15 protein-coding genes are annotated in these 18,965 nt (G+C 47.2%); all 15 read right to left on the reverse strand.

The genetic code is table 11. The features are described 5' to 3' along the window. Positions 1–97 precede the first annotated feature (97 nt). Entirely contained in the window at positions 98–1,078 is a 981-nt protein-coding gene (locus BLU97_RS03675; protein WP_074760285.1) for a PD40 domain-containing protein, read from the reverse strand. A gap of 558 nt (positions 1,079–1,636) precedes the next feature. Then, the gene (murI, locus tag BLU97_RS03680) at positions 1,637–2,470 is read right to left on the reverse strand and encodes a glutamate racemase (protein WP_074760286.1); all 834 of its coding nucleotides are present in this window, start codon (positions 2,468–2,470) and stop codon (positions 1,637–1,639) included. Continuing rightward, on the reverse strand, positions 2,457–2,972 hold the full coding sequence (locus BLU97_RS03685; protein WP_074760287.1) for an OmpH family outer membrane protein: 516 nt from the start codon (positions 2,970–2,972) through the stop codon (positions 2,457–2,459). Before BLU97_RS03685 ends, murI begins: the two co-directional genes overlap by 14 nt. A 31-nt stretch (positions 2,973–3,003) precedes the next feature. Beyond that, positions 3,004–3,507 carry an OmpH family outer membrane protein gene (locus BLU97_RS03690; protein WP_028906630.1) on the reverse strand — a complete coding sequence of 168 codons (504 nt, stop codon included), beginning with the start codon at positions 3,505–3,507 and terminating at the stop codon, positions 3,004–3,006. Between the two features lie 40 nt (positions 3,508–3,547). Next, complete coding sequence (locus tag BLU97_RS03695; protein ID WP_013063167.1) at positions 3,548–4,063, reverse strand: OmpH family outer membrane protein; 516 nt, start codon at positions 4,061–4,063, stop codon at positions 3,548–3,550. An 11-nt stretch (positions 4,064–4,074) separates the two neighbouring features. Then, positions 4,075–6,738: an outer membrane protein assembly factor gene (locus BLU97_RS03700; protein ID WP_254771655.1), complete on the reverse strand. Its 2,664-nt coding sequence runs from the start codon at positions 6,736–6,738 to the stop codon at positions 4,075–4,077. Positions 6,739–6,808: 70 nt separating this feature from the next. Then, positions 6,809–7,552, reverse strand: a complete 744-nt coding sequence (locus BLU97_RS03705) for an isoprenyl transferase (RefSeq protein ID WP_074760288.1) — start codon at positions 7,550–7,552, stop codon at positions 6,809–6,811. 5 nt (positions 7,553–7,557) lie between these two features. Continuing rightward, a complete protein-coding gene (locus BLU97_RS03710; RefSeq protein ID WP_074760289.1) occupies positions 7,558–8,214 on the reverse strand; it encodes a DUF6089 family protein in 657 nt (218 codons plus the stop codon). A 2-nt stretch (positions 8,215–8,216) separates the two neighbouring features. Continuing rightward, positions 8,217–9,353 (reverse strand): DUF6242 domain-containing protein, encoded by a 1,137-nt coding sequence (locus tag BLU97_RS03715; RefSeq protein WP_139208737.1) that lies wholly within the window; start codon positions 9,351–9,353, stop codon positions 8,217–8,219. Positions 9,354–9,840: 487 nt separating this feature from the next. Continuing rightward, the gene (gene pckA / locus BLU97_RS03720) at positions 9,841–11,454 is read right to left on the reverse strand and encodes a phosphoenolpyruvate carboxykinase (ATP) (RefSeq protein ID WP_074760291.1); all 1,614 of its coding nucleotides are present in this window, start codon (positions 11,452–11,454) and stop codon (positions 9,841–9,843) included. Between the two features lie 214 nt (positions 11,455–11,668). Then, positions 11,669–12,544, reverse strand: a complete 876-nt coding sequence (locus BLU97_RS03725; protein WP_074760292.1) for a carbohydrate kinase family protein — start codon at positions 12,542–12,544, stop codon at positions 11,669–11,671. A gap of 5 nt (positions 12,545–12,549) precedes the next feature. Beyond that, the gene (locus BLU97_RS03730; RefSeq protein ID WP_074760293.1) at positions 12,550–13,701 is read right to left on the reverse strand and encodes an MFS transporter; all 1,152 of its coding nucleotides are present in this window, start codon (positions 13,699–13,701) and stop codon (positions 12,550–12,552) included. A gap of 30 nt (positions 13,702–13,731) precedes the next feature. Continuing rightward, a complete protein-coding gene (locus tag BLU97_RS03735) occupies positions 13,732–15,390 on the reverse strand; it encodes a DUF4980 domain-containing protein (RefSeq protein ID WP_074760403.1) in 1,659 nt (552 codons plus the stop codon). A 490-nt stretch (positions 15,391–15,880) separates the two neighbouring features. Then, complete coding sequence (locus BLU97_RS03740; RefSeq protein WP_074760294.1) at positions 15,881–17,416, reverse strand: glycoside hydrolase family 32 protein; 1,536 nt, start codon at positions 17,414–17,416, stop codon at positions 15,881–15,883. A 24-nt stretch (positions 17,417–17,440) separates the two neighbouring features. Beyond that, complete coding sequence (locus tag BLU97_RS03745; protein ID WP_074760295.1) at positions 17,441–18,937, reverse strand: DUF4960 domain-containing protein; 1,497 nt, start codon at positions 18,935–18,937, stop codon at positions 17,441–17,443. Between the last annotated feature and the right edge of the window lie 28 nt (positions 18,938–18,965).

An 18,965-nucleotide genomic window follows, 5' to 3' on the forward strand; every position in this document is an offset into this window, starting at 1 on the left:
TGAGATGGAAATATATAGTTCCCGAGACAATTGAAGTGCCCCACGAAAGTTTGGCAAAATAACTATCGGGGGCACTTCTATTTAGTGATGTGTAGTTTTACTCATCCAATTTGAAACGCCATATCTGGTAGTTCCCTTCTGTATTACCACGATCTGATACGAAATAAAGGAAGTTGTCTTTTGTCCAATAGGGCATTCCATCGTATGAGTTGTTGATGGTCACTTGTACAAGATTATTGCCGTCAATGTCTACTATATAGATGTCGTAATCCTTTTTGTCTTTTTTTGAAGACTCAAATACAAGTTTATTTCCATCAGGACTCCAGTTAGGTCTAATTGCATACCCTTTCTTAGCATCTGTAATTTGAATTTGTTCGCTACCATCTAAATTCATTGTCCAGATACTAGTACTCTTGGCATCTGAGGAATATTTTACAAAAGCAATTTTTGTTCCGTCTGGAGAGAATGCGGGCATAGCGCCTGTTCCAAGAAGTGTTGTTTCTCCTGTCTTCAAATTCTTCATCCAAATTTCACTGTTGGCAACCCATACAGTATTTGAAATGCCAAAGAGTGCTCCAAACAGACTGTACGATTTGTAGTAAGAATATTGTACTTTACTATATACTATCAACGTTCCATCTGGATTAAAGCTTGGTCTGTCTTCGTATGCTGTAGATGATTCTGTAATTTGATTCATAGCTTTTCCTTTACCATCAGTCATCATATAGATGTCTGATGTATTGCTCCCTTCTAGCTGGCAACGAAAAGCTAATTTGTCTGTAGTAGTACAATAAGCAGGACTAAAATTGTAGTTCTTTCCACTTGTTTTCTGTGTCATTGCTGCAGAGAATGGGTTGTCTTTTTTGTAGATGTTGAACCATTTCTTGTTTTCGCGTGCAGAAAAGAATAATGCAGTACCATTGTCTCCTCCAAATGGGTAAAGACATGGTTCTTCGTTATCTGTAACTTGTGTTAGTGCTTGAAGCATCTCTCCATTTGTTGTAATGGCGTACTTCTTTTTTGCATAAGTTGATACTGCTATCGATGCTAGCAGTGTGGCAAATAGTAATTTCTTCATAATTTATAGTTTTAAAATATTATTGGTAATATTCTGCAAATATAGTTTAATTTGGGAGAGAGTCTTGAATTGGCTATCAAGATTTAACTATTTTTAGCGAATGTGTCTTTCAGCATTCCCATTAATGGAGCGAGATGTTTTTCGATAAACGAAGCGACAAAGCCGATTTCCCACGTTGGGAATGAAATGTTCCCAGGTTGGGGACAAAACATTCCCTAGTTGGGAATAAATCTCGCGCTTTTGTTGGCGATGATGAAAGACTAGGTCTGGAGATTTTACGTGCAAAAATCCCTCATCTCTCATAAATGTGCGTAAGTATCTTATATACAGGTGTTTAACGAATTGAGAGATTCCTAAAATCTCTCCCTCATCCCTCCCTTATCTCTCCCTCATCTCTCATGCGGTCTCCACTTTACAATGATGCAGATGGTACTAATTTGGAGGGGGTAAAGGGAGGGATAAGGGAGAGATAAGGGAGGGATAAAAAGAATCTCTCAAAGCCCGAATCTCCTGTGTTTATGCGGGTTTTGAGAGATTTGTTGAGAGATGAGGGATTTTTTATCCTAAAGTGATGTTATCTACCTCTACGGGTTCGTGGAGGAAGATTTGGGCTTGTTCCTTGAACTTGTTGGGGTTCTCGGTGGTGAGGTAGTGTACACCTGCACCTTTTGAGCATTTGGCTTCGATATTTGGATGGCGCTCCAAATATTGTTTCAGACTCTCGGCTACGTATTCGCCTTGGGGCACAACGCGTACTCCTGCGGGCAGATACTTCAGAATCTTAGGCATCAACAAGGGATAATGGGTGCAGCCTAAGATGATGGTATCGATATCTGAATCCTTACGCATAATCTCGTCGATGCGTTTCTTTACGAAGTAATCGGCACCTGGTGAGTCGGCCTCGTTGTATTCTACAAGTGGTACCCAGAAGGGGCAGGCCACGCCTGATACCTTGATATCAGGAAAAAGCTTGTGAATCTCAAGGTCGTAGCTCTCACTCTTGATGGTTCCTTCGGTGGCTAGTACGCCAACATGCTTGGAGGTGGTAAGATTGCCAATCACCTCGGCTGTAGGACGGATGATGCCTAACACGCGGCGTTCGGGATCAATCTTTGGCAGATCGTTCTGCTGGATGGTGCGTAGTGCCTTGGCAGAGGCTGTGTTACAACCTAAGATAACCAAGTGGCAACCCATCTCAAATAGTTTTACTACAGCTTGGCGTGTAAACTCATAAACCACGTCGAACGAACGTGGTCCATAAGGCGCACGGGCATTGTCGCCCAAATAAAGATAATCGTATTCGGGAAGCAGTTGACGGATGCCATGCAGGATGGTGAGTCCGCCGTAACCGCTATCAAAAATACCAATAGGTCCTGGATTACTTGAGAGCATCCTTCACTATTTCGTTGATATCTTCGCCCAGTGCGGGATTAATGAATGGGCAGGCATCGCTGTCGGTATTGATAATGAGTGCCAAACCACGTTGCTGGGCAATGGCGCTAAGCGTCTCGTTAAGACGAGTCTTGAGGGCGTTCATTGCCTCTTTCTCAGCGGCTTCAAGTTCTTTGGTGCTCTTGTTCTTAAACAAGATGTTCTGCTGCATCAGCTCCTGAAGTTCTGACTGGCGCTTTTGCAGAATGCTTTTAGGGAAGTCGCGCTGACCATCAAGAAATTCCTCGTACTTCCTGTTGAATTCGTCTTCTACACGCTTGGCCTCTGCCTGATACTTGGCTTTGAGGTCGGCCATCTGCTGCTGAACCAGCGCGTAGTCGGTCATCGACTGGATGGCGGCCTGATAGCTCAGGTAGCCAAATTTGATAGATGAGGTGGTCTCGTCCTGTGCAAATGCATGGAGCGATACGAATGCCACAAGAAGTACGAGGAATCGTTTCATGATGTTATAATTTGGTAGTTATACTTTCGAATTACTTCAAACCTAACTTTGTCTTAACCTGAGCAGTTACATCGGTAGAGAGGGTAGTGCTGATGTAAGGCAGCGAGTTGTTCTCCATTATGTAAACATACTGACCAGCCTGACCTACGGCCTTGATAGCATCAAGAATCTTGGTCTGGATAGCCTGCATCTTCTCAGCCGAAGCCTTCTGCAAAGCCTGCTGGTTGTCCTGGTAGCTCTGCTGAATCTTGGTGTACATATCCTGCAGTTCCTGCTGACGGCGCTGCTTGATGTTCTCGGGCAGTGAAGCCTGCTCCTTCTCGAAAGCCTCACCCTTCTTCTGCAGTTCGTCCTGCATGCTCTTCAGGTCAGCCTCATACTGGTCCTGCAGCGCCTTAATCTCGTTCTGAGCCTTTGTAAACTCAGGCATGGCCTGCATAATCTCCTGGGTGTTCACATGGCCGAACTTACCCTGTGCATTGGCGGTAGTGAAACCGCAGATAGCGCAAAGTGCGCAGATAATCAATTTTTTCATATTACTTATTGTTTTTAATTATTATTTTTTCAATTTTCAATTAATTTGCGTATCCCAACTTACGAAGCACCTCTGATGAGATGTCAATCTTGGGTGAACTGAAGATGATACCTGCATCGCTGGCACGATCGAGTACCAACTGATAGCCTCGCAGTTCTGCTATATCTTTAATCACGTTGTAAACCTCTTCCTGTATTGGGTTCATCAGGGCGGTACGCTTCTTAAACAGCTCGCCCTCTGGACCGAAGTAGTGCTTCTTCAGCTCGGCAGCCTGCTTCTCCTTGTCAACGATAGCGTCCTGCTTGGCTTTCTTCTGCTCCTTCGAGAGGAACACCACCTCGTTCTGGTAGTTCTTATAAAGTGTCTGGGCTTCGGCATTCAGAGCGTCAACCTCAGCCTGCCACTGCTTTGATACCTGACCTAACTGCTCGTTGGCACGCTCGTAGGCTGGGATGTTCTTCAGGATGTACTCCATGTCGATCACTGCCACCTTCTGGGCGTTGATACTTGTGAAACCACAGATTGCGCAGATTGCGCAGATAATCAATTTCTTCATAGCTGTATAATTTAGAATTCCTGACCGAGAATGAAGTGGAAGTTGCTTCCACCCTTCTTCTGTGCACCATACTGGCTGGTGTAAACGTTGTCGAAACCGTATGCCCAGTCGATACCCATCAAACCAACCATAGGCAGGAAGATACGAACACCGAGACCTGCCGAACGCTTCATCTTGAATGGGTTGAAGTCCTTGGCGTTGGCCCAAGCGTTACCACCCTCCAGGAAGCCCAGTCCGTAGATAGTGGTGTTACCCAGCATGAATGGGTAGCGCAGCTCGAGTGTGAATCGGTCGTAAGCGTAAGAGTTGTAAGATGAGATGGTACCACCCTTCATCATGGTCTCGTAGGCCGAAGAGTAAGAGAGTGATCCATTCTCGTATCCGCGCAGTCCAATAGTCTCCTCTGAGTAGCCGTATGAGTATCCGCTCATACCATCACCACCCACGTAGAAGGTCTCGAATGGTGAGCGCTTATTGCTGTTGTAGCTGCCTAACAGTCCCATCTCTACACGGGTCATCAGCACAAAGCACTTCTGACCGCCTGTGAGGGCTGTAAAGGTGCGGCTCTTAAACTTCCACTTGTGGTACTCAATCCAGCGATATACATCCTGCAACTCGTCCTCGTAGGTAGCCGAGTTAGAGTTCTTGGCCAGATTAGCATAGTCCTTATTGTCGAAAAGCGACCAAGGTGGTGTGACGGTTACCGATGCCATAAATTCTGAACCGCGACGTGGGAACAGCTGGTTATCGGTAGATGTACGACTCAGTGTCAGACCAAGGTTGATATTGTTACAGTTACCGTTGTGGATATAGAAGTAGCTCCAGTCGCGCAACATGTAGCGTGAGAAACCGAGCTGTGCCGACAGCTGGAAGTAGTCGTCGGGCCAGCGCAGACGCTTACCCCATCCCAGAGATGCTCCGAATACGGTCATGGTCTTATCGTCGTCGAGCATCGACTCATAGTTGTAGTAGTAATTATTGTATGAGCCGTAGCCGCCGCTGTACATGTAGTAGTTGTTGTAGAATGAATTGTTACGGTAGTAACTTGATATGTCGCTCTGCTTAGAGTAGAACACACCCACATTCAAACTGTTAGGACGCTTGCCGCCAAACCAATTGGTACCATAGTTGGCGCTCAGTGAGCTGTAGTAGCTACCGTTGGTCTGGAAGCTGAAGCCCAACTGCTCACCATCACCATAAGGCAGGATACCGCGGTGCAGCTTGTTCTTACCAAACAGGTTACGGATAGAGAAGTTGTTGAACTTGATACCAATCTTACCGATGATACCGGTCTGTCCCCAACCTAATGAAAACTCCAGCTGGTCGTTACTCTTCTGTTCCAGGCGCCAGTTTACGTCTACCGAACCATCCTCAACGTTTGGCTTTATATCTGGAACTACCTTTTCTGGATCAAAGAATCCCATTGATGCGATATCACGTACCGAACGTGTCAGTGCCTCCTTGTTGAACAGGTCGCCAGGCTTGGTGCGCAGTTCACGACGTACAACCTCTTCATACAAGCGGTCGTTACCATAGATGCGAACGTGGTTCAAATGAGCCTGAGGACCCTCGGTTACGCGCATCTCAATATCGATAGAGTCGCCGTCGATGTTCACCTCAACAGGGTCGATATTCGAGAATACATAACCATTGTTATAGTAATAGTTTCCAGCGGCATCCTCGTCTTCACGCAGACGCTTGTCGATATGCTTCTGGTTATATACGTCACCCTTCTTCATGCCCAATACGGCATTCAGGTAGTCGGTAGTAACCACAGTGTTACCTACCCATGTGATATCGCGTATAAAGTACTTCTCACCCTCGTCGATCTTTACTAAGATGTTTACGTGCTTATCGTCGCATGGATAAACCGAGTCCTCAACGATGGTCGCATCGCGGAAACCTAACTCGTTATATTTGTCGATCAGGGCCTGCTTTGCCTCCTTATAGCGTTCGTCGGTAAACTTCTTGGCTTTGAAGAAGTTGGTAAACTTACCAGCCTCGTGAATCTTTCCGAAAGCACCCTTGCCAAACAGCGAGCCTTTAATCTTGCCAGTCTTCAGCTTGTCGTTACCCTGGAACACCAGCTGGCGTACCTTCATCTTGTCTTTCTTGTCGATGTTTACGTCAAGTGTTACCTGTCCAGAGGCGTCCTCATGCTGTATGATGTCGATCTCGGCATTCTTGTAACCCTTGTCGTCGAAGTATTTCTTGGCCAAGATCTTAGCACGGTCGATGATGTTACGAGTCAAACTCATACCCTTAACCATACCTAATTTAGCCTCCATATCCTCGCGCTCAGCTTTCTTGATACCGTTGTAGTTGATGGTCTTGATACGTGGACGCATACCTAAGTGAATGCACAGATAAATCTTGTTGCCAACAATCGAGTCGGCAGTAATCTGCACCTTCGAGAACAGTCCGTTGCGCCAGTAGCGCTTTACGGCTTCGGTAATCTGCGAACCGGGCACCTCAATCTCCTGACCTACTGTCAGTCCCGAGAGACCAGCCAATACGTAATCCTCGTATCCCTCAACACCCTCAACTGCGATACCACCGATTTCGCAGGTACGAGGTGTACCAGCGTACGAGATATCAGGGTTTACAATCTTATCCTGAGCAGAAGCAGTGAAAGGTAAAAAGGTTAAAAGGCAAACAGGTAAGATACCTTTCACCAGTCCTTTTACCTTATTTATAATATATATATAAGTCACTTTCTTTTTACTTTATTACTTTCTTACCTTTTTACTTTTTCTCTTCGGCCTCTACCTGTGCCTCGGTCTTGCCGAATCTGCGCTGGCGATTCTGGTAGCTGTAGATAGCCTTGTACAGGTCCTCCTCCATGAAATCAGGCCAGTATGTATCACAGAAGTATAGCTCTGAGTAGGCAATCTGCCACAACAGATAGTTTGATATACGAACCTCGCCACCTGTACGGATCAGCAACTCAGGATCGGGCATGAAATTAGTCCACAAACGTTCGTTGATGGTCTCCTCGGTAATGCTGTTCACATCCAGTTTTCCTTCCTTTACCTCCTGGGCAATCTGCTTGGTAGCTGTGGTCAGCTCCAGCTTCGATGAGTAGCTCAGTGCTACTACCATGGTCATGGCGTCGTTTTTGGCGGTATGCTCCTCGGTCTCGGCCAACTTCTTGTTAACTGCATCGGGGATACGTGAACGGTCGCCCACCACGCGGAAACGTACGTTATTCTTCATGAAGATCTCGTCCTCAAGCGATGTGAGTACCAGTCCCATCAGGGCTGCAACCTCGTCGGCTGGACGATTCCAGTTCTCCGTAGAGAAGGTGTATAGCGTTAAGAACTTGACTCCCAGTCGGGTACACTCAGAAGTGATGCGGCGCACTGCATCTACACCTGCCTGGTGACCAAAACTACGGTCTTTACCACGCTCCATGGCCCAACGTCCATTACCGTCCATAATGATGGCAATGTGCTGGGGAATCCTGTTCATGTCTAAAAGTTCCTTCATATATCTTAATATCTATCGTTGTTACACGTTTTGCATTTCTCCCAGAGGTCGTAGGTTAGTGCTATTTGTAGCACGCTGTAGCCATCGGTGTTCTTAAACAGGCCGCTGCTCTTAATGCCTAAGGGATCCTTACTGCCGTCCAGCTTGTCGCTCAGCGTAAAACGCATGGCCCACTCAGCTGTCAGGTTCAGTCTGTTGCCGATTTTATATTTTATGCCTGCGCCTATTGGCAGGTTCATCGTTGCTCCTTTCTCTGGTCCGCCATAAAAGCTTGCGCCTGCACCTATGGTGATGAATGGTGTAAAGCGCCTTGCGCCTCGATATTCATAACCTGTTCCATACGGCCAGAAGTTGTATTCTAATCGTACATCAGCCTCGGTTACATTGTGACTGAACTCGTAGCCATTGGTTATTGTTTCGGCTTTGCCTTTTAACTTGCCTGTGCCTAAATCAAAGGCTATGGCCACACGTGGATCCAGTCGGTATTTGGCTACTAATGCCAGCCAAGGCTGCATACCTTTCAGTGGATTGCTGTTGTAGTCTCCTACATAGCTTACCAAGCCTACGCCGGCACCTATCTCCATCTTGTACTCAGGCTCGTCCTGAGCAGTGGCGGCCATCGTTATGGCCAGTGCGAAGATTACTGCCAGCAGCTTTTTCACTGTTATTCAATAATAAGGCCTCGCCATACTTCACCGGTATCCTTGCCTACCAGCCAGAGATAGCCGTTGTCGTCGGTGATGGCGGTGAGATTATTGGTGCCCAAAGCATCGGGTAATGTATATTTCGTTGTCGTTTTCCAGGTGATGCCCTGATCACGACTTACGTAAATGTTCTTGTCGTTGCCAATGGCCAAAACCACATTGTTAAAGTGTACCAAGTTCAAGTTCTCCATCTTAGGCAGGTAATAACCAGTGCTTTCCTCGATAGGAATGAGTACCCATTTTGAAGGCTGACTATTATGAGCATACTCTGCTATCTTGCGCCATACCATACAAGCCTTATCGCTCTTGTCGTTGGTGCCTATCAGCATCTGGTAATCGGTAGAATCGTTGGCAGCAAAGGCCCACGATGCAAAGGCGATATTATCTGTTGGCAGCCAGGCTGCATCATCGTCGAGTATATCGGCTGCCCATGTGTCGCCGTTGTCCTTACTTACCATCAGCGTACCGTCGGTATCAAAGGCATACCCCTCGGCAGTGCCGTAACCTATCAGCTGCTTCATATCTGCTGTAGCAGCTTTCTGCTCCCACAGGGCTTTCTTGGTATCGGTAGGCAGATCGGCAGCAGTCTTCTGCTCCCAAATCATCTTATTTGTCTCGGCCTGGTGTACGTTGATTGATACTGCATAAGTGCGATAGCTGTTACCGCTCTGTGCGTATACACGCAGGTCCTTCAGCTTGGTAAAGTCGATCGAGTCGGTACTGCTGTAGTAGAGCAGTGAGTCTTCGCCGTTCTTATCTGGGTAGTTTACTACCACCGTACCAGAGTTAAGGCTGCTGATTGTGGCCAGAACGTGGTTCAAGTCAACATCCGATGGCAGCGAGTCGGTATTATATATCTTGCGCTGTGCCTGATCGATGGTGAATACAACAGGGTCGCTCAGCGTTTTCTTGTAAACAGAATCCGCACCTGCCGAAGTTGTGGTATGTACATAACGATTTACACACGACAGCTTGAACTGTGTAATAGCCGTGTTGTTGTAATACTGGGTGGTGTCGTCGTTCTCGTCCTTCAGGCACGAAGTCATCAGCAGGGCACCCGCCAGCATCATGCAAAGCGTAGAAATATATCTTTTCATTGAGTCAATAATCTCTATTTTGTTCAATTTGGCTGCAAATTTACGCACATTTCTGCAAAAATGAGCACATTTCTACTTATAATTAATGAAAATATGCCATAATTTGACCGATTTTAAGTTAGTTTAGGGTTTTAATACCAAAAAGAGCGCGGTATGAATCACTCACCCCGCACTCAATTCAACGTATGTTAGTATGCATGAGCGTATAAATGCTCAGGCCGGCAGATAATCCAACCATTACTAACATAACAGTTGTTTGAAAATCTAATAACATAATCTTTTACCTTAAAATCTAACTAATAAAAAACCTAATGAAATACAAGTAATCTCCCGATTACAAGTGCAAAGGTACAAAGAAAAAGTGAGAAACTAAAAGTGAATAGTAAATAGTTGAGGGTCTCAAGAGTTGATTTTGATATATATCAATAAAAATTGGCCACGCCTTTCGGCGCAGCCAATTCTGATATTTAGAGTGATAAATCTCTTATTAGAGCTTTGGACCAGCAGCAACCAGAGCCTTACCAGCCTCGTTGCCCTCGTACTTCTTGAAGTTCTTGATGAAGCGGCCAGCCAGATCCTTAGCCTTCTCCTCCCACTCAGCAGCGTTAGCGTAAGTGTCGCGAGGATCGAGGATGTTGGTGTCTACGCCCTCAAGCTGTGTTGGAACCTCGAAGTCGAAGTAAGGGATCTTCTTGGTAGGAGCGTTCAGGATAGCACCACCCAGGATAGCGTCGATGATACCACGAGTATCGCGGATAGAGATACGCTTACCAGTACCGTTCCAACCAGTGTTTACGAGGTATGCCTTAGCACCGCTCTTCTCCATCTTCTTAACCAGCTCCTCAGCATACTTTGTTGGGTGCAGCTCGAGGAATGCCTGACCGAAGCAAGCAGAGAATGTTGGAGTAGGCTCAGTGATACCGCGCTCTGTACCAGCCAGCTTAGCTGTGAAACCAGAGAGGAAGTAGTACTTAGTCTGCTCAGGAGTCAGGATAGATACTGGGGGCAGTACACCGAATGCATCAGCACTCAGGAAGATAACGTTCTTAGCGTCAGGACCTGCACTCTTACCATTTACCTTCTGGGCAATCTTCTCGATGTGGTCGATAGGATATGATACACGAGTGTTCTCGGTTACGCTCTTATCAGCGAAGTCGATCTTACCATCCTCAGCAACAGTTACGTTCTCGAGTAGAGCGTTACGACGGATAGCGTTGTAGATATCGGGCTCGCTCTCCTTGTCAAGGTTGATAACCTTAGCGTAGCAACCACCCTCGAGGTTGAATACACCCTCGTCGTCCCATCCGTGCTCGTCGTCACCAATCAGCAGACGCTTTGGATCGGTTGACAGAGTGGTCTTACCTGTACCAGACAGACCGAAGAAGATAGCGGTGTTCTTACCCTCCATGTCGGTGTTAGCAGAGCAGTGCATTGAAGCGATACCCTGCAGAGGCAGATAGTAGTTCTGCATTGAGAACATACCCTTCTTCATCTCACCACCGTACCATGTGTTGATGATGCACTGCTCACGGCTTGTTGTGTTGAAGGCAACACAAGTCTCTGAGTTCAGACCCAGCTCCTTGTAGTTCTCAACCTTAGCCTTAGAGGCGTTATAGATTACGAAGTTAGGCTCGAACTTCTCCAGCTCCTCAGCAGTAGGCTGAATGAACATGTTTGTTACGAAGTGTGCCTGCCATGCTACCTCAACGATGAAGCGAACAGCCAGACGTGTAGCCTCGTTAGCACCGCAGAAAGCATCTACTACATAGAGGTTCTTGTTAGAGAGCTCCTTGATAGCGATGTCCTTAACCTGCTTCCAAACCTCCTCGCTCATGGGGTGGTTGTCGTTCTTATATTCCTCAGAAGTCCACCATACCTTGTCCTCGCTCTGTGCATCCTTTACGATGTACTTGTCCTTAGGTGAACGGCCGGTGTAGATACCAGTCATAACGTTTACAGCGTTGAGCTCGGTGTTTACGCCCTTGTCGAAACCCTCGAGTCCAGCCTTGGTCTCTTCCTTGAAGAGCTCCTCATACGATGGATTGTGTGCAATTACGGTAGAACCTGTAATGCCATACTGAGTCAAATCTAACTTTGCCATATTACTAATCTTTATTTTAAGTTGTGAATATTATCCTTTTGTTATATATAACTTTCTAAAAAGCGCTGCAAAGTTACAAATTATTCTCGAATTGACAAGTGGCATTTAGCAATATTTTGTGCGCACACAATTCTTTTTAGGTTAAAGAAGCTAAAAAAAAACGTCGGAGTAGCGCTTTTGCCACTCCGACATATCATTTTCTGATTTTGGATATTTACTTTTTTAGCTCATCTGGAATCACAGGCATGGCGCCGTTCTGGGTGCATACATAGGCGCTTACCTGTACGGCTGTTTTGTGGGCTTCCTGTACGGGTTTCCCGTTGATGATTGATGCACAGAACGAGCCGGTAAACGAGTCGCCGGCGCCCACGGTGTCGGCAACCTCCACCTTGGGTGTCTCCTGGAATGAACACAGACCATCGTCGGTGAAAACATACGAGCCATTAGTGCCACAGGTCAGTACCAGCATTTTTAAGTGGTAGTCCTCTACAATCTGATGGCAAGTGTCGCGCATGTCCAGACTGTCGTAGCCAAACATGCGGTTGATAACAACCAGCTCTTCATCGTTGATTTTTAGGATGTTGCAGATGCAGAACGAGTCCTCGAGAATCTCTTTCGAGTAGAACTGCTGACGCAGGTTGATGTCGCAGATTTTTATACAGTCTTCTGGCGTGGCGTCCAGGAATTTTCGGATGTTCTCACGGCTTACCACGTTGCGCTGTGCCAGCGATCCGAAACAAACGGCACGGGCATTCTTAGCTATCTCCTCCATCTCGGCTGTGAATGGGATATTGTCCCATGCTACGTTTTCCTTAATGTCATAGGTGGGTATGCCGTCGCCCGTTAGCGTCACTTGTACCGTACCGGTAGGATAGGGCACATGCGGCATCAGGTAGTTCAGATTGTGCTCCTTCAGCGCCTCAATGGTCTCCTCGGCCAGCGCGTCGTCGCCAAGTGCGCTGATGGCAATAGTGTCCAATCCGAACTGTGCTGTATGATAGGCGAAATTTGCTGGTGCGCCACCAAGTTTCTTTCCTTCGGGAAGTACGTCCCACAATGCCTCTCCGAGGCCTACTATATATCTCTTCATAATACTTAGTTGTTTTTTACGTTCTTAATATAGGTAAACAGATAAATCACTCCAACAGCCATTACTGCTACTGCGCCGGCCTGGCCCATAGCGTCGCTGGCAATTCCCATCAGCAGTGGGAAGATAGTGCCGCCAAACAGTCCCATAATCATCAGTCCCGATACCTCGTTCTGCTTCTGTGGCATAGCTGTCAGTGCCTGGGCAAAACAGATGGAGAAGATGTTAGAGTTGCCGTAGCCCACCAGTGCTATAGCTGCGTAGAGTATCCATTTTTCTGTGCCGATAAAGAGTCCACACATCGATAGCGCCATCATCACTACGCTGATTACGAAGAATGTGCGATTAGGCAATACTCGCAGGAAGAACGATCCGGTAAGGCAGCCGATGGTACGGAATATGAAGTACAGACTGGTGGCAAATGCGGCATCGTTCAGCGTCAGTCCCAGTCGCTCCATCAGTATCTTTGGTGCTGTGGTGTTGGTGCCCACATCGATGCCCACATGACACATGATACCAAAGAATGACAGCAGTACGATAGGTGTGCCCAGCAGTTTCAGGCATTCAGTAAATGTAGATGCGTTGCCTGTGGTGTGTTCTTCTTCGATAGGCGTAACTGCCAGCAGTGCTGCAGCCAGAATACCCACCACGAAGTAGATCATAAACAGCACTCGCCAGTCGTAGCCGAACGAGGGCAGTACCTGTGTGGCGCCCCACATGGCCAGATATGGAGCCAAGAACGAGGCGATGGCCTTGATAAACTGTCCGAAGGTAAGTGTCGATGCCAGATTCCCTCCGCCCATCACTGTTGATACCAGTGGGTTAAGCGATGTCTGCATCAGGGCGTTACCTATGCCAAGCAGCGAGAATGCGCAGAGCATTATGCCGAAGTTCTCGCCAAACAGAGGCAGAAGCAGCGATACGATAGTCACGCCGAGCGATAGCAATACAGTGTTCTTTCGTCCGATCTTGTTCATCAGCATCCCCGTAGGTACGCTGAAGATCAGGAACCAGAAGAATACGAGCGACGGGAAGATGTTGGCCACGCTGTCTGTCAGCTGCAGGTCTTCCTTCACATAGTTCGATGCAATGCCCACCAGGTCGACAAATCCCATGGCGAAAAAGCAGAACATCACGGGGATCAGAGCAAATTTCTTCATATTACTAAATATTCTCTAAATTCTAAATTCTTACTTCTTAATCTCATATATGGTCGCCTTTCCGCCCTTCACCTTTATGTTATTATAAGGTTCTGATGGGAATACCAGGTTTGTCATTGCCATCTTTCCTTCTGCATCGAAGGCCTCGATAGAACAGCGGTCGATAAACAATCGCAGCTGTTTGATATGTCCATAGGTGGGAGCGATAGTTGTGCATGCAAAAGCCTCACTGAAGCTCACGTCGCCACTCTTTGTGCGGTCCATGCTGAAGCTCTGGCGCTGTCCGTCGTAAACCATCGTCACCTCCTCGCCCTTTGAGTTCGAGAGCACAATCTCCGCCTGATTCTTCACGTCCACTACTATCTCGCAAGCTTCAGTCGGCTTCCTTACCTTGGCTCCACGCATGTCCAGCATCTCCTTCGATGGTACTACGCTTACGTATGTCTCCTCGCCAAAGTTAAACAGTCCCAGGTCGCGAGGAATGCTGTTGCCCGAGCGATACTGCTTGGTTGGCACCTGGTTGGCATACTGCCAGTTGCTCATCCATGCCAGTACCACATGACGGTTCTCAGGTGCATTGTAGAACGATACTGTAGCATAGTGATCCTTGCCATAGTCCATCCATTTAGTTACCTTTGGCATCGACTCGCAAGTAAACTTATGTCCGTCGAATTGCCCCACAAAGTACTGTGTAGCACTACCTCCGAATGGGCCGCCAGGGTTGATGTTGCAGATAAGCACCCACTTGTCGCCAATCTGAATCAGGTCGGGACACTCCCAAACGCCACCGTGATTGCCATACTCCTGACCGAAAGCTGACTCGTATTTCCAGTCTTTTAGGTTCTCTGACGAGTAGAGCTGCATCTCCTGACCCACTGCCAGGATCATCACCCAGCGCTTGGTGCCCTCAAACCAGAACACATTGGGGTCGCGGAAGTCGGGCTTGTCGCTGGTCAGTATAGGGTTTCCTTCATATTTCTTGAATGTCATTCCACCGTCTTTTGATATGGCCATCGACTGTGTCTGGTGGTGACCGGCTGAGGTGTAGAAGGCTACTACATCATCTCCGTTGGTGATACATGAGCCACTGAAGATGCTACCCAACCAGTCGGGCTCGAATGTCTGTGGCTGTGCTTCCCAATGCACCAGGTCTTTCGACGTAGAGTGGCCCCAGTGCATGTTCTCCCATTGTGAACCATAAGGGTTGTACTGATAGAAGAGATGCCAAACACCATCTTTGTAGAACATACCGTTAGGATCATTCATCCAACCATATACTGGTGTATGATGATAAACCGGGCGGAAGCGCTCGCGATTGGTGGTGTCGAAGGTATCGCTATACTTGATTTCCTTCCAACAGGCGAACTCGCCTACGGCACCTTTCAGACGGCGGTCGCCATGAAACTCGATGTCGAGCAGCTGGGCATCTTTCAGTTCGTAGGGCACATAGTAATCTACGCGATCTACTGCCAACTTCACATTGATGCGCTGCACCATCTCGTTCTTCCCGTTTACCACAGCTATTGCTGCAATGTCCTCAGTTTCCTGTACGGGCAGCAGTAAGTACTTGGTTGGTTGTTCCACTCGCAGCATGGCATGCTTTTCGCCCAGTACCATAGGTGTTACTTGGGCCATTGCCGATGCAGAGGTAAGCACGGCTGCCACCATCATCATTACCGTTTTTCTCATTTTGCTATTCATTTTTTGTTGTACGATTTTAGATTTCTGCTGCAAAGTTAAGTCAAATCGCGTGTATATCCTATAAATAATGTTTCATTTCTTAAGAAAAATCGTTCATTGCAACAAATTTTTATGCAATGAACGATAATTGAAAGGTTTAATTCTCTAACTACTTTTCAATTGCAAAGTACCTAGCGTGCAATTGTTTTCTAACTACTTTGCAAATACTACACTTCAATAAAAACGTGCGACTCTCACGAACCGCACGTTTTTTTGAAAAACCAATCCATTACCTTACTACTAAATTACTAACTAACATTTAACCAATTAATCACTCGATGAACCTAAAACAATTTAACTAACTAATAACAATATGACCGTATCCTAAATCTTCTGCTGCAAAGTTAAGACGTTTTTCAATATCCATCGATAAATAATGTTTCAACTGCTAACAAAAATCGTTCATTGCAACATTTTTATGCGCAATGAACGATTATTTCTAATTCCATATCCTGCTTAGGCTTCTTACTTGTGCAGTAGGGCTTGTGCCTGCGAAAGACACTCTGTCGTAAATTGACTGAGGGAACACAAGGTTTGTCATCGACATCGTACCATCCTGTGTAGTAATCTCTACCGATGATTGATCAACAAAGATGTCGAGAACAACTGTGCTACCATCAGTGTTAAGTGGCGCTTGCATTGATGGGATTGAGAAACTGCCATTAAAGTTGGTCTTGCCCGTAGATGCATTGCGATGAACAGCTATTGTACGTGATGATGCGTTTACGTCGATCACGTATTTTTCATTATTGCTATTACCAAGCGTGATGGTTGTGTTCTGTTCCAAACTTACATTAATGCACAACTGATAAGCCGACTTGTTGGCATCAAGCGGCAGCGCCTCTGTGTTAACTTCCTGCCACTGACCAGCTATCTTGTCTATCTCGCTCACTACAGGACTGCAGAGCAATGGCTTGCCTGCATATTCCGCCAGTTTTAGTTCGCGAGGTAGCGTCATAGCCGAGCGCCAAGGCGAGCAAGGTACGCTGCCTGCATACTGCCAGTTGTTCATCCAGCCAATCATTATTTTACGATTGCCTGTGTTGCTCCATGTTACACCTGCATAGTTATCCATTCCATAGTCGAGCCAAAGCGGATAGTCGAGGGCATCGGCTTTGAACTCTTTGCCATCGAAGTCGCCAACAAAATACATCGTACCAGAGCCAAGTACAGGTCCACCAGGATTTACACTTACCAGCAGAACCCACTTGTTGCCCATCTGAATCAGATCTGGACACTCCCACTGCAAACTTGGTCTGCCTGGAAGATCAACCACAAAGGTACTGAGATGATTCCAGTTTTTCAGATTGGTAGAACCATAAAACTCTACGCCTCGAAGCCAGCCTTTGGCCAGAGCCATCACCCATTGCTTACTGCCTTCGTGCCAGAAAACTTTTGGGTCGCGCAGATTGTCGTCGTTGTTCTTGATTACAGGATTACCTGTGAATCGAGTAAAACTATTTCCGCCATCAATAGAGTAGGCGATAGACTGCTGCTGTACACTGCTGGCCGAAGTATAGATGGCCACCATAGCATTGGCGCCAAATCCTGCTGTGTTATCTTTATCGATAACTGCCGATCCAGAGAAGATGTCGCCCAGTTCATCATGACGCAAGGCTACAGCCTGTTCTGTCCAATGAATGAGGTCGGTACTTGTGGCGTGTCCCCACGACATGTTGCCCCAGTCATTGCTCTGTGGATTGTACTGATAGAACAGGTGATACGTGCCGTCTGCATATACCATTCCGTTAGGATCGTTCATCCAGTTCTTGGCTGGAGTGAAGTGTACTTGTGGGCGAAACAATTCAGTGTAACTGTCTGGTGTAGGTGCTGGAGGGGGCACAGGATCCACGGGCGTTGGTGGCTCGGGAGCCGGTTGCTCCTTTTGGGGATCATCACCTGAACAACCACTGATGGTAACCGCCATACCAGCGGTTACCATCATTGCAGAAAAGAAATTCCAGAATTTCTTCATGATCTTTATTACTAACTCTAATTACTAGCGTGTCTTCAGATATTCAAGAGCGTTCTTGGCGAGCGTAAGGACATTGTCCTGATAGATATTGTTCTTTGGATGAGCACTCTTGTCAGGAGTACCGTCGGCATTCTTCATCGAGAACTCGCAGCCACCATTACCGATACAGAGCAGTGTGCCCTTGAACTCGGTGTTACCCTGCTGAGCCTCCCAGACATTCATCTGACTTACCCACCAGATCTGACTGTCCCATGTGCCGAGTGGATATACGCCAAAGGTGCTGGTGCACTGGGCATAGCAGGCTTCCTCGGTGTTGCCGATACCTGTCCACAGACTAGGCAGATTGAAGTACAGACAGTTGTGGTCCTCAGTCCAACCTGGTCCCTTGAAGGCAATGAGTTTGGTGTCGGGAGTGGTCTCTACTTCCAGACCCTTATAGATGGGGTGAGAAGAGTGATCTTTCTTGAACTTGTGGTCGGGATTCAACTCAACAGCCATCTTCCACACGTCGTTGTTGATGCCACCCTCACCGAATCCGAAGGCATGGTCGTTGCCCTTCATCTCATCGAGATTGATACGTCCCAGGTGTCCTGCATATACGGTGGCATGACTCCACAGCAGCATGCTTCCGCCGTTCTTATACCACTCCTTGATGATAGGTGTGGCAGCTTGTACGTCGGTAGGAATATTCCATACGTCACTTTCGCTGACACCCTCAAGGTCGCGCAGCCAGAACAGCACACGGAATGGCTCAATGACGTCGGCAGATGTGATACTTGTGAATGGTACGAACTGTGCTGTAGGATAGGTCTCGTGCAGCCAGAGCCAAGCCGAAGCCTCGTCGTCGTCGCCCTTCTCTACTAGCTCATCTGGAGTGGCGTAGATGCTCAGGAAGCCGATGGCGGTCTTACCGATACGGAGCGATGATGTGGTTGACAGCGATGTGCCCTTTTCGTTCTGGGCTACCAGTTTCACCTCCCAAGTGTCGCCTGTCTCAACATCTTTAATGAGATATTGGGTGTCGGTACCAGCCAGCGTTTCTGTAATGGTTCTTACACCGTTAGTGGCAGTCAGTATGATACTTGTGGCATCGGTTGACTTGTTCCAAGTAACCAAGGCATCGTAACCGCCGTCTTTGTCAAGCTGACTCATCTGTACGCCACTGATGCTGCTTGCACCTTCGCGGGTGTAGTTCTTGACAACACCGGCAGATACGTTGCTGCCATCGGTCAGTTTGAACACATATTCAAATGCCACGTTGGTGGGCACATTCTTATGTGTAAAGGTATTGCCGCTGACGGTCTCTGTATTCGAGATGGTTCCATTGCGGTAGATAGCAACTCGCATCTGAGCGTTCTGGGCTGGCCACGACCAGATGTAGTCGTCGCCCGACAGTTGACCTGTGATCTGTGATACATCGGGAGCACTCAGCTTCATTGCCTCGCGTTCGATGTCCTTGTCTTGGCAAGCGCTCAACACTAGAGCGAACATCGCCATTATAATGAATGAAATCTTTTTCATAACTCTAAGTTCTTAATTATCAATTATC

The sequence above is a fragment of the Xylanibacter ruminicola genome, from assembly GCF_900107775.1.
In the GTDB taxonomy this organism is placed as follows: Bacteria; Bacteroidota; Bacteroidia; order Bacteroidales; family Bacteroidaceae; genus Prevotella; species Prevotella ruminicola_C.

Bases quoted from the DNA above. Each gene is read 5' to 3' on its own strand.
- BLU97_RS03675 (WP_074760285.1), bottom strand. From the start codon at position 1,078: ATGAAGAAATTACTATTTGCCACACTGCTAGCATCGATAGCAGTATCA.
- murI (WP_074760286.1), bottom strand. From the start codon at position 2,470: ATGCTCTCAAGTAATCCAGGACCTATTGGTATTTTTGATAGCGGTTAC.
- BLU97_RS03685 (WP_074760287.1), bottom strand. From the start codon at position 2,972: ATGAAACGATTCCTCGTACTTCTTGTGGCATTCGTATCGCTCCATGCA.
- BLU97_RS03690 (WP_028906630.1), bottom strand. From the start codon at position 3,507: ATGAAAAAATTGATTATCTGCGCACTTTGCGCTATCTGCGGTTTCACT.
- BLU97_RS03695 (WP_013063167.1), bottom strand. From the start codon at position 4,063: ATGAAGAAATTGATTATCTGCGCAATCTGCGCAATCTGTGGTTTCACA.
- BLU97_RS03705 (WP_074760288.1), bottom strand. From the start codon at position 7,552: ATGAAGGAACTTTTAGACATGAACAGGATTCCCCAGCACATTGCCATC.
- BLU97_RS03715 (WP_139208737.1), bottom strand. From the start codon at position 9,353: ATGAAAAGATATATTTCTACGCTTTGCATGATGCTGGCGGGTGCCCTG.
- pckA (WP_074760291.1), bottom strand. From the start codon at position 11,454: ATGGCAAAGTTAGATTTGACTCAGTATGGCATTACAGGTTCTACCGTA.
- BLU97_RS03725 (WP_074760292.1), bottom strand. From the start codon at position 12,544: ATGAAGAGATATATAGTAGGCCTCGGAGAGGCATTGTGGGACGTACTT.
- BLU97_RS03730 (WP_074760293.1), bottom strand. From the start codon at position 13,701: ATGAAGAAATTTGCTCTGATCCCCGTGATGTTCTGCTTTTTCGCCATG.
- BLU97_RS03735 (WP_074760403.1), bottom strand. From the start codon at position 15,390: ATGAGAAAAACGGTAATGATGATGGTGGCAGCCGTGCTTACCTCTGCA.
- BLU97_RS03740 (WP_074760294.1), bottom strand. From the start codon at position 17,416: ATGAAGAAATTCTGGAATTTCTTTTCTGCAATGATGGTAACCGCTGGT.
- BLU97_RS03745 (WP_074760295.1), bottom strand. From the start codon at position 18,937: ATGAAAAAGATTTCATTCATTATAATGGCGATGTTCGCTCTAGTGTTG.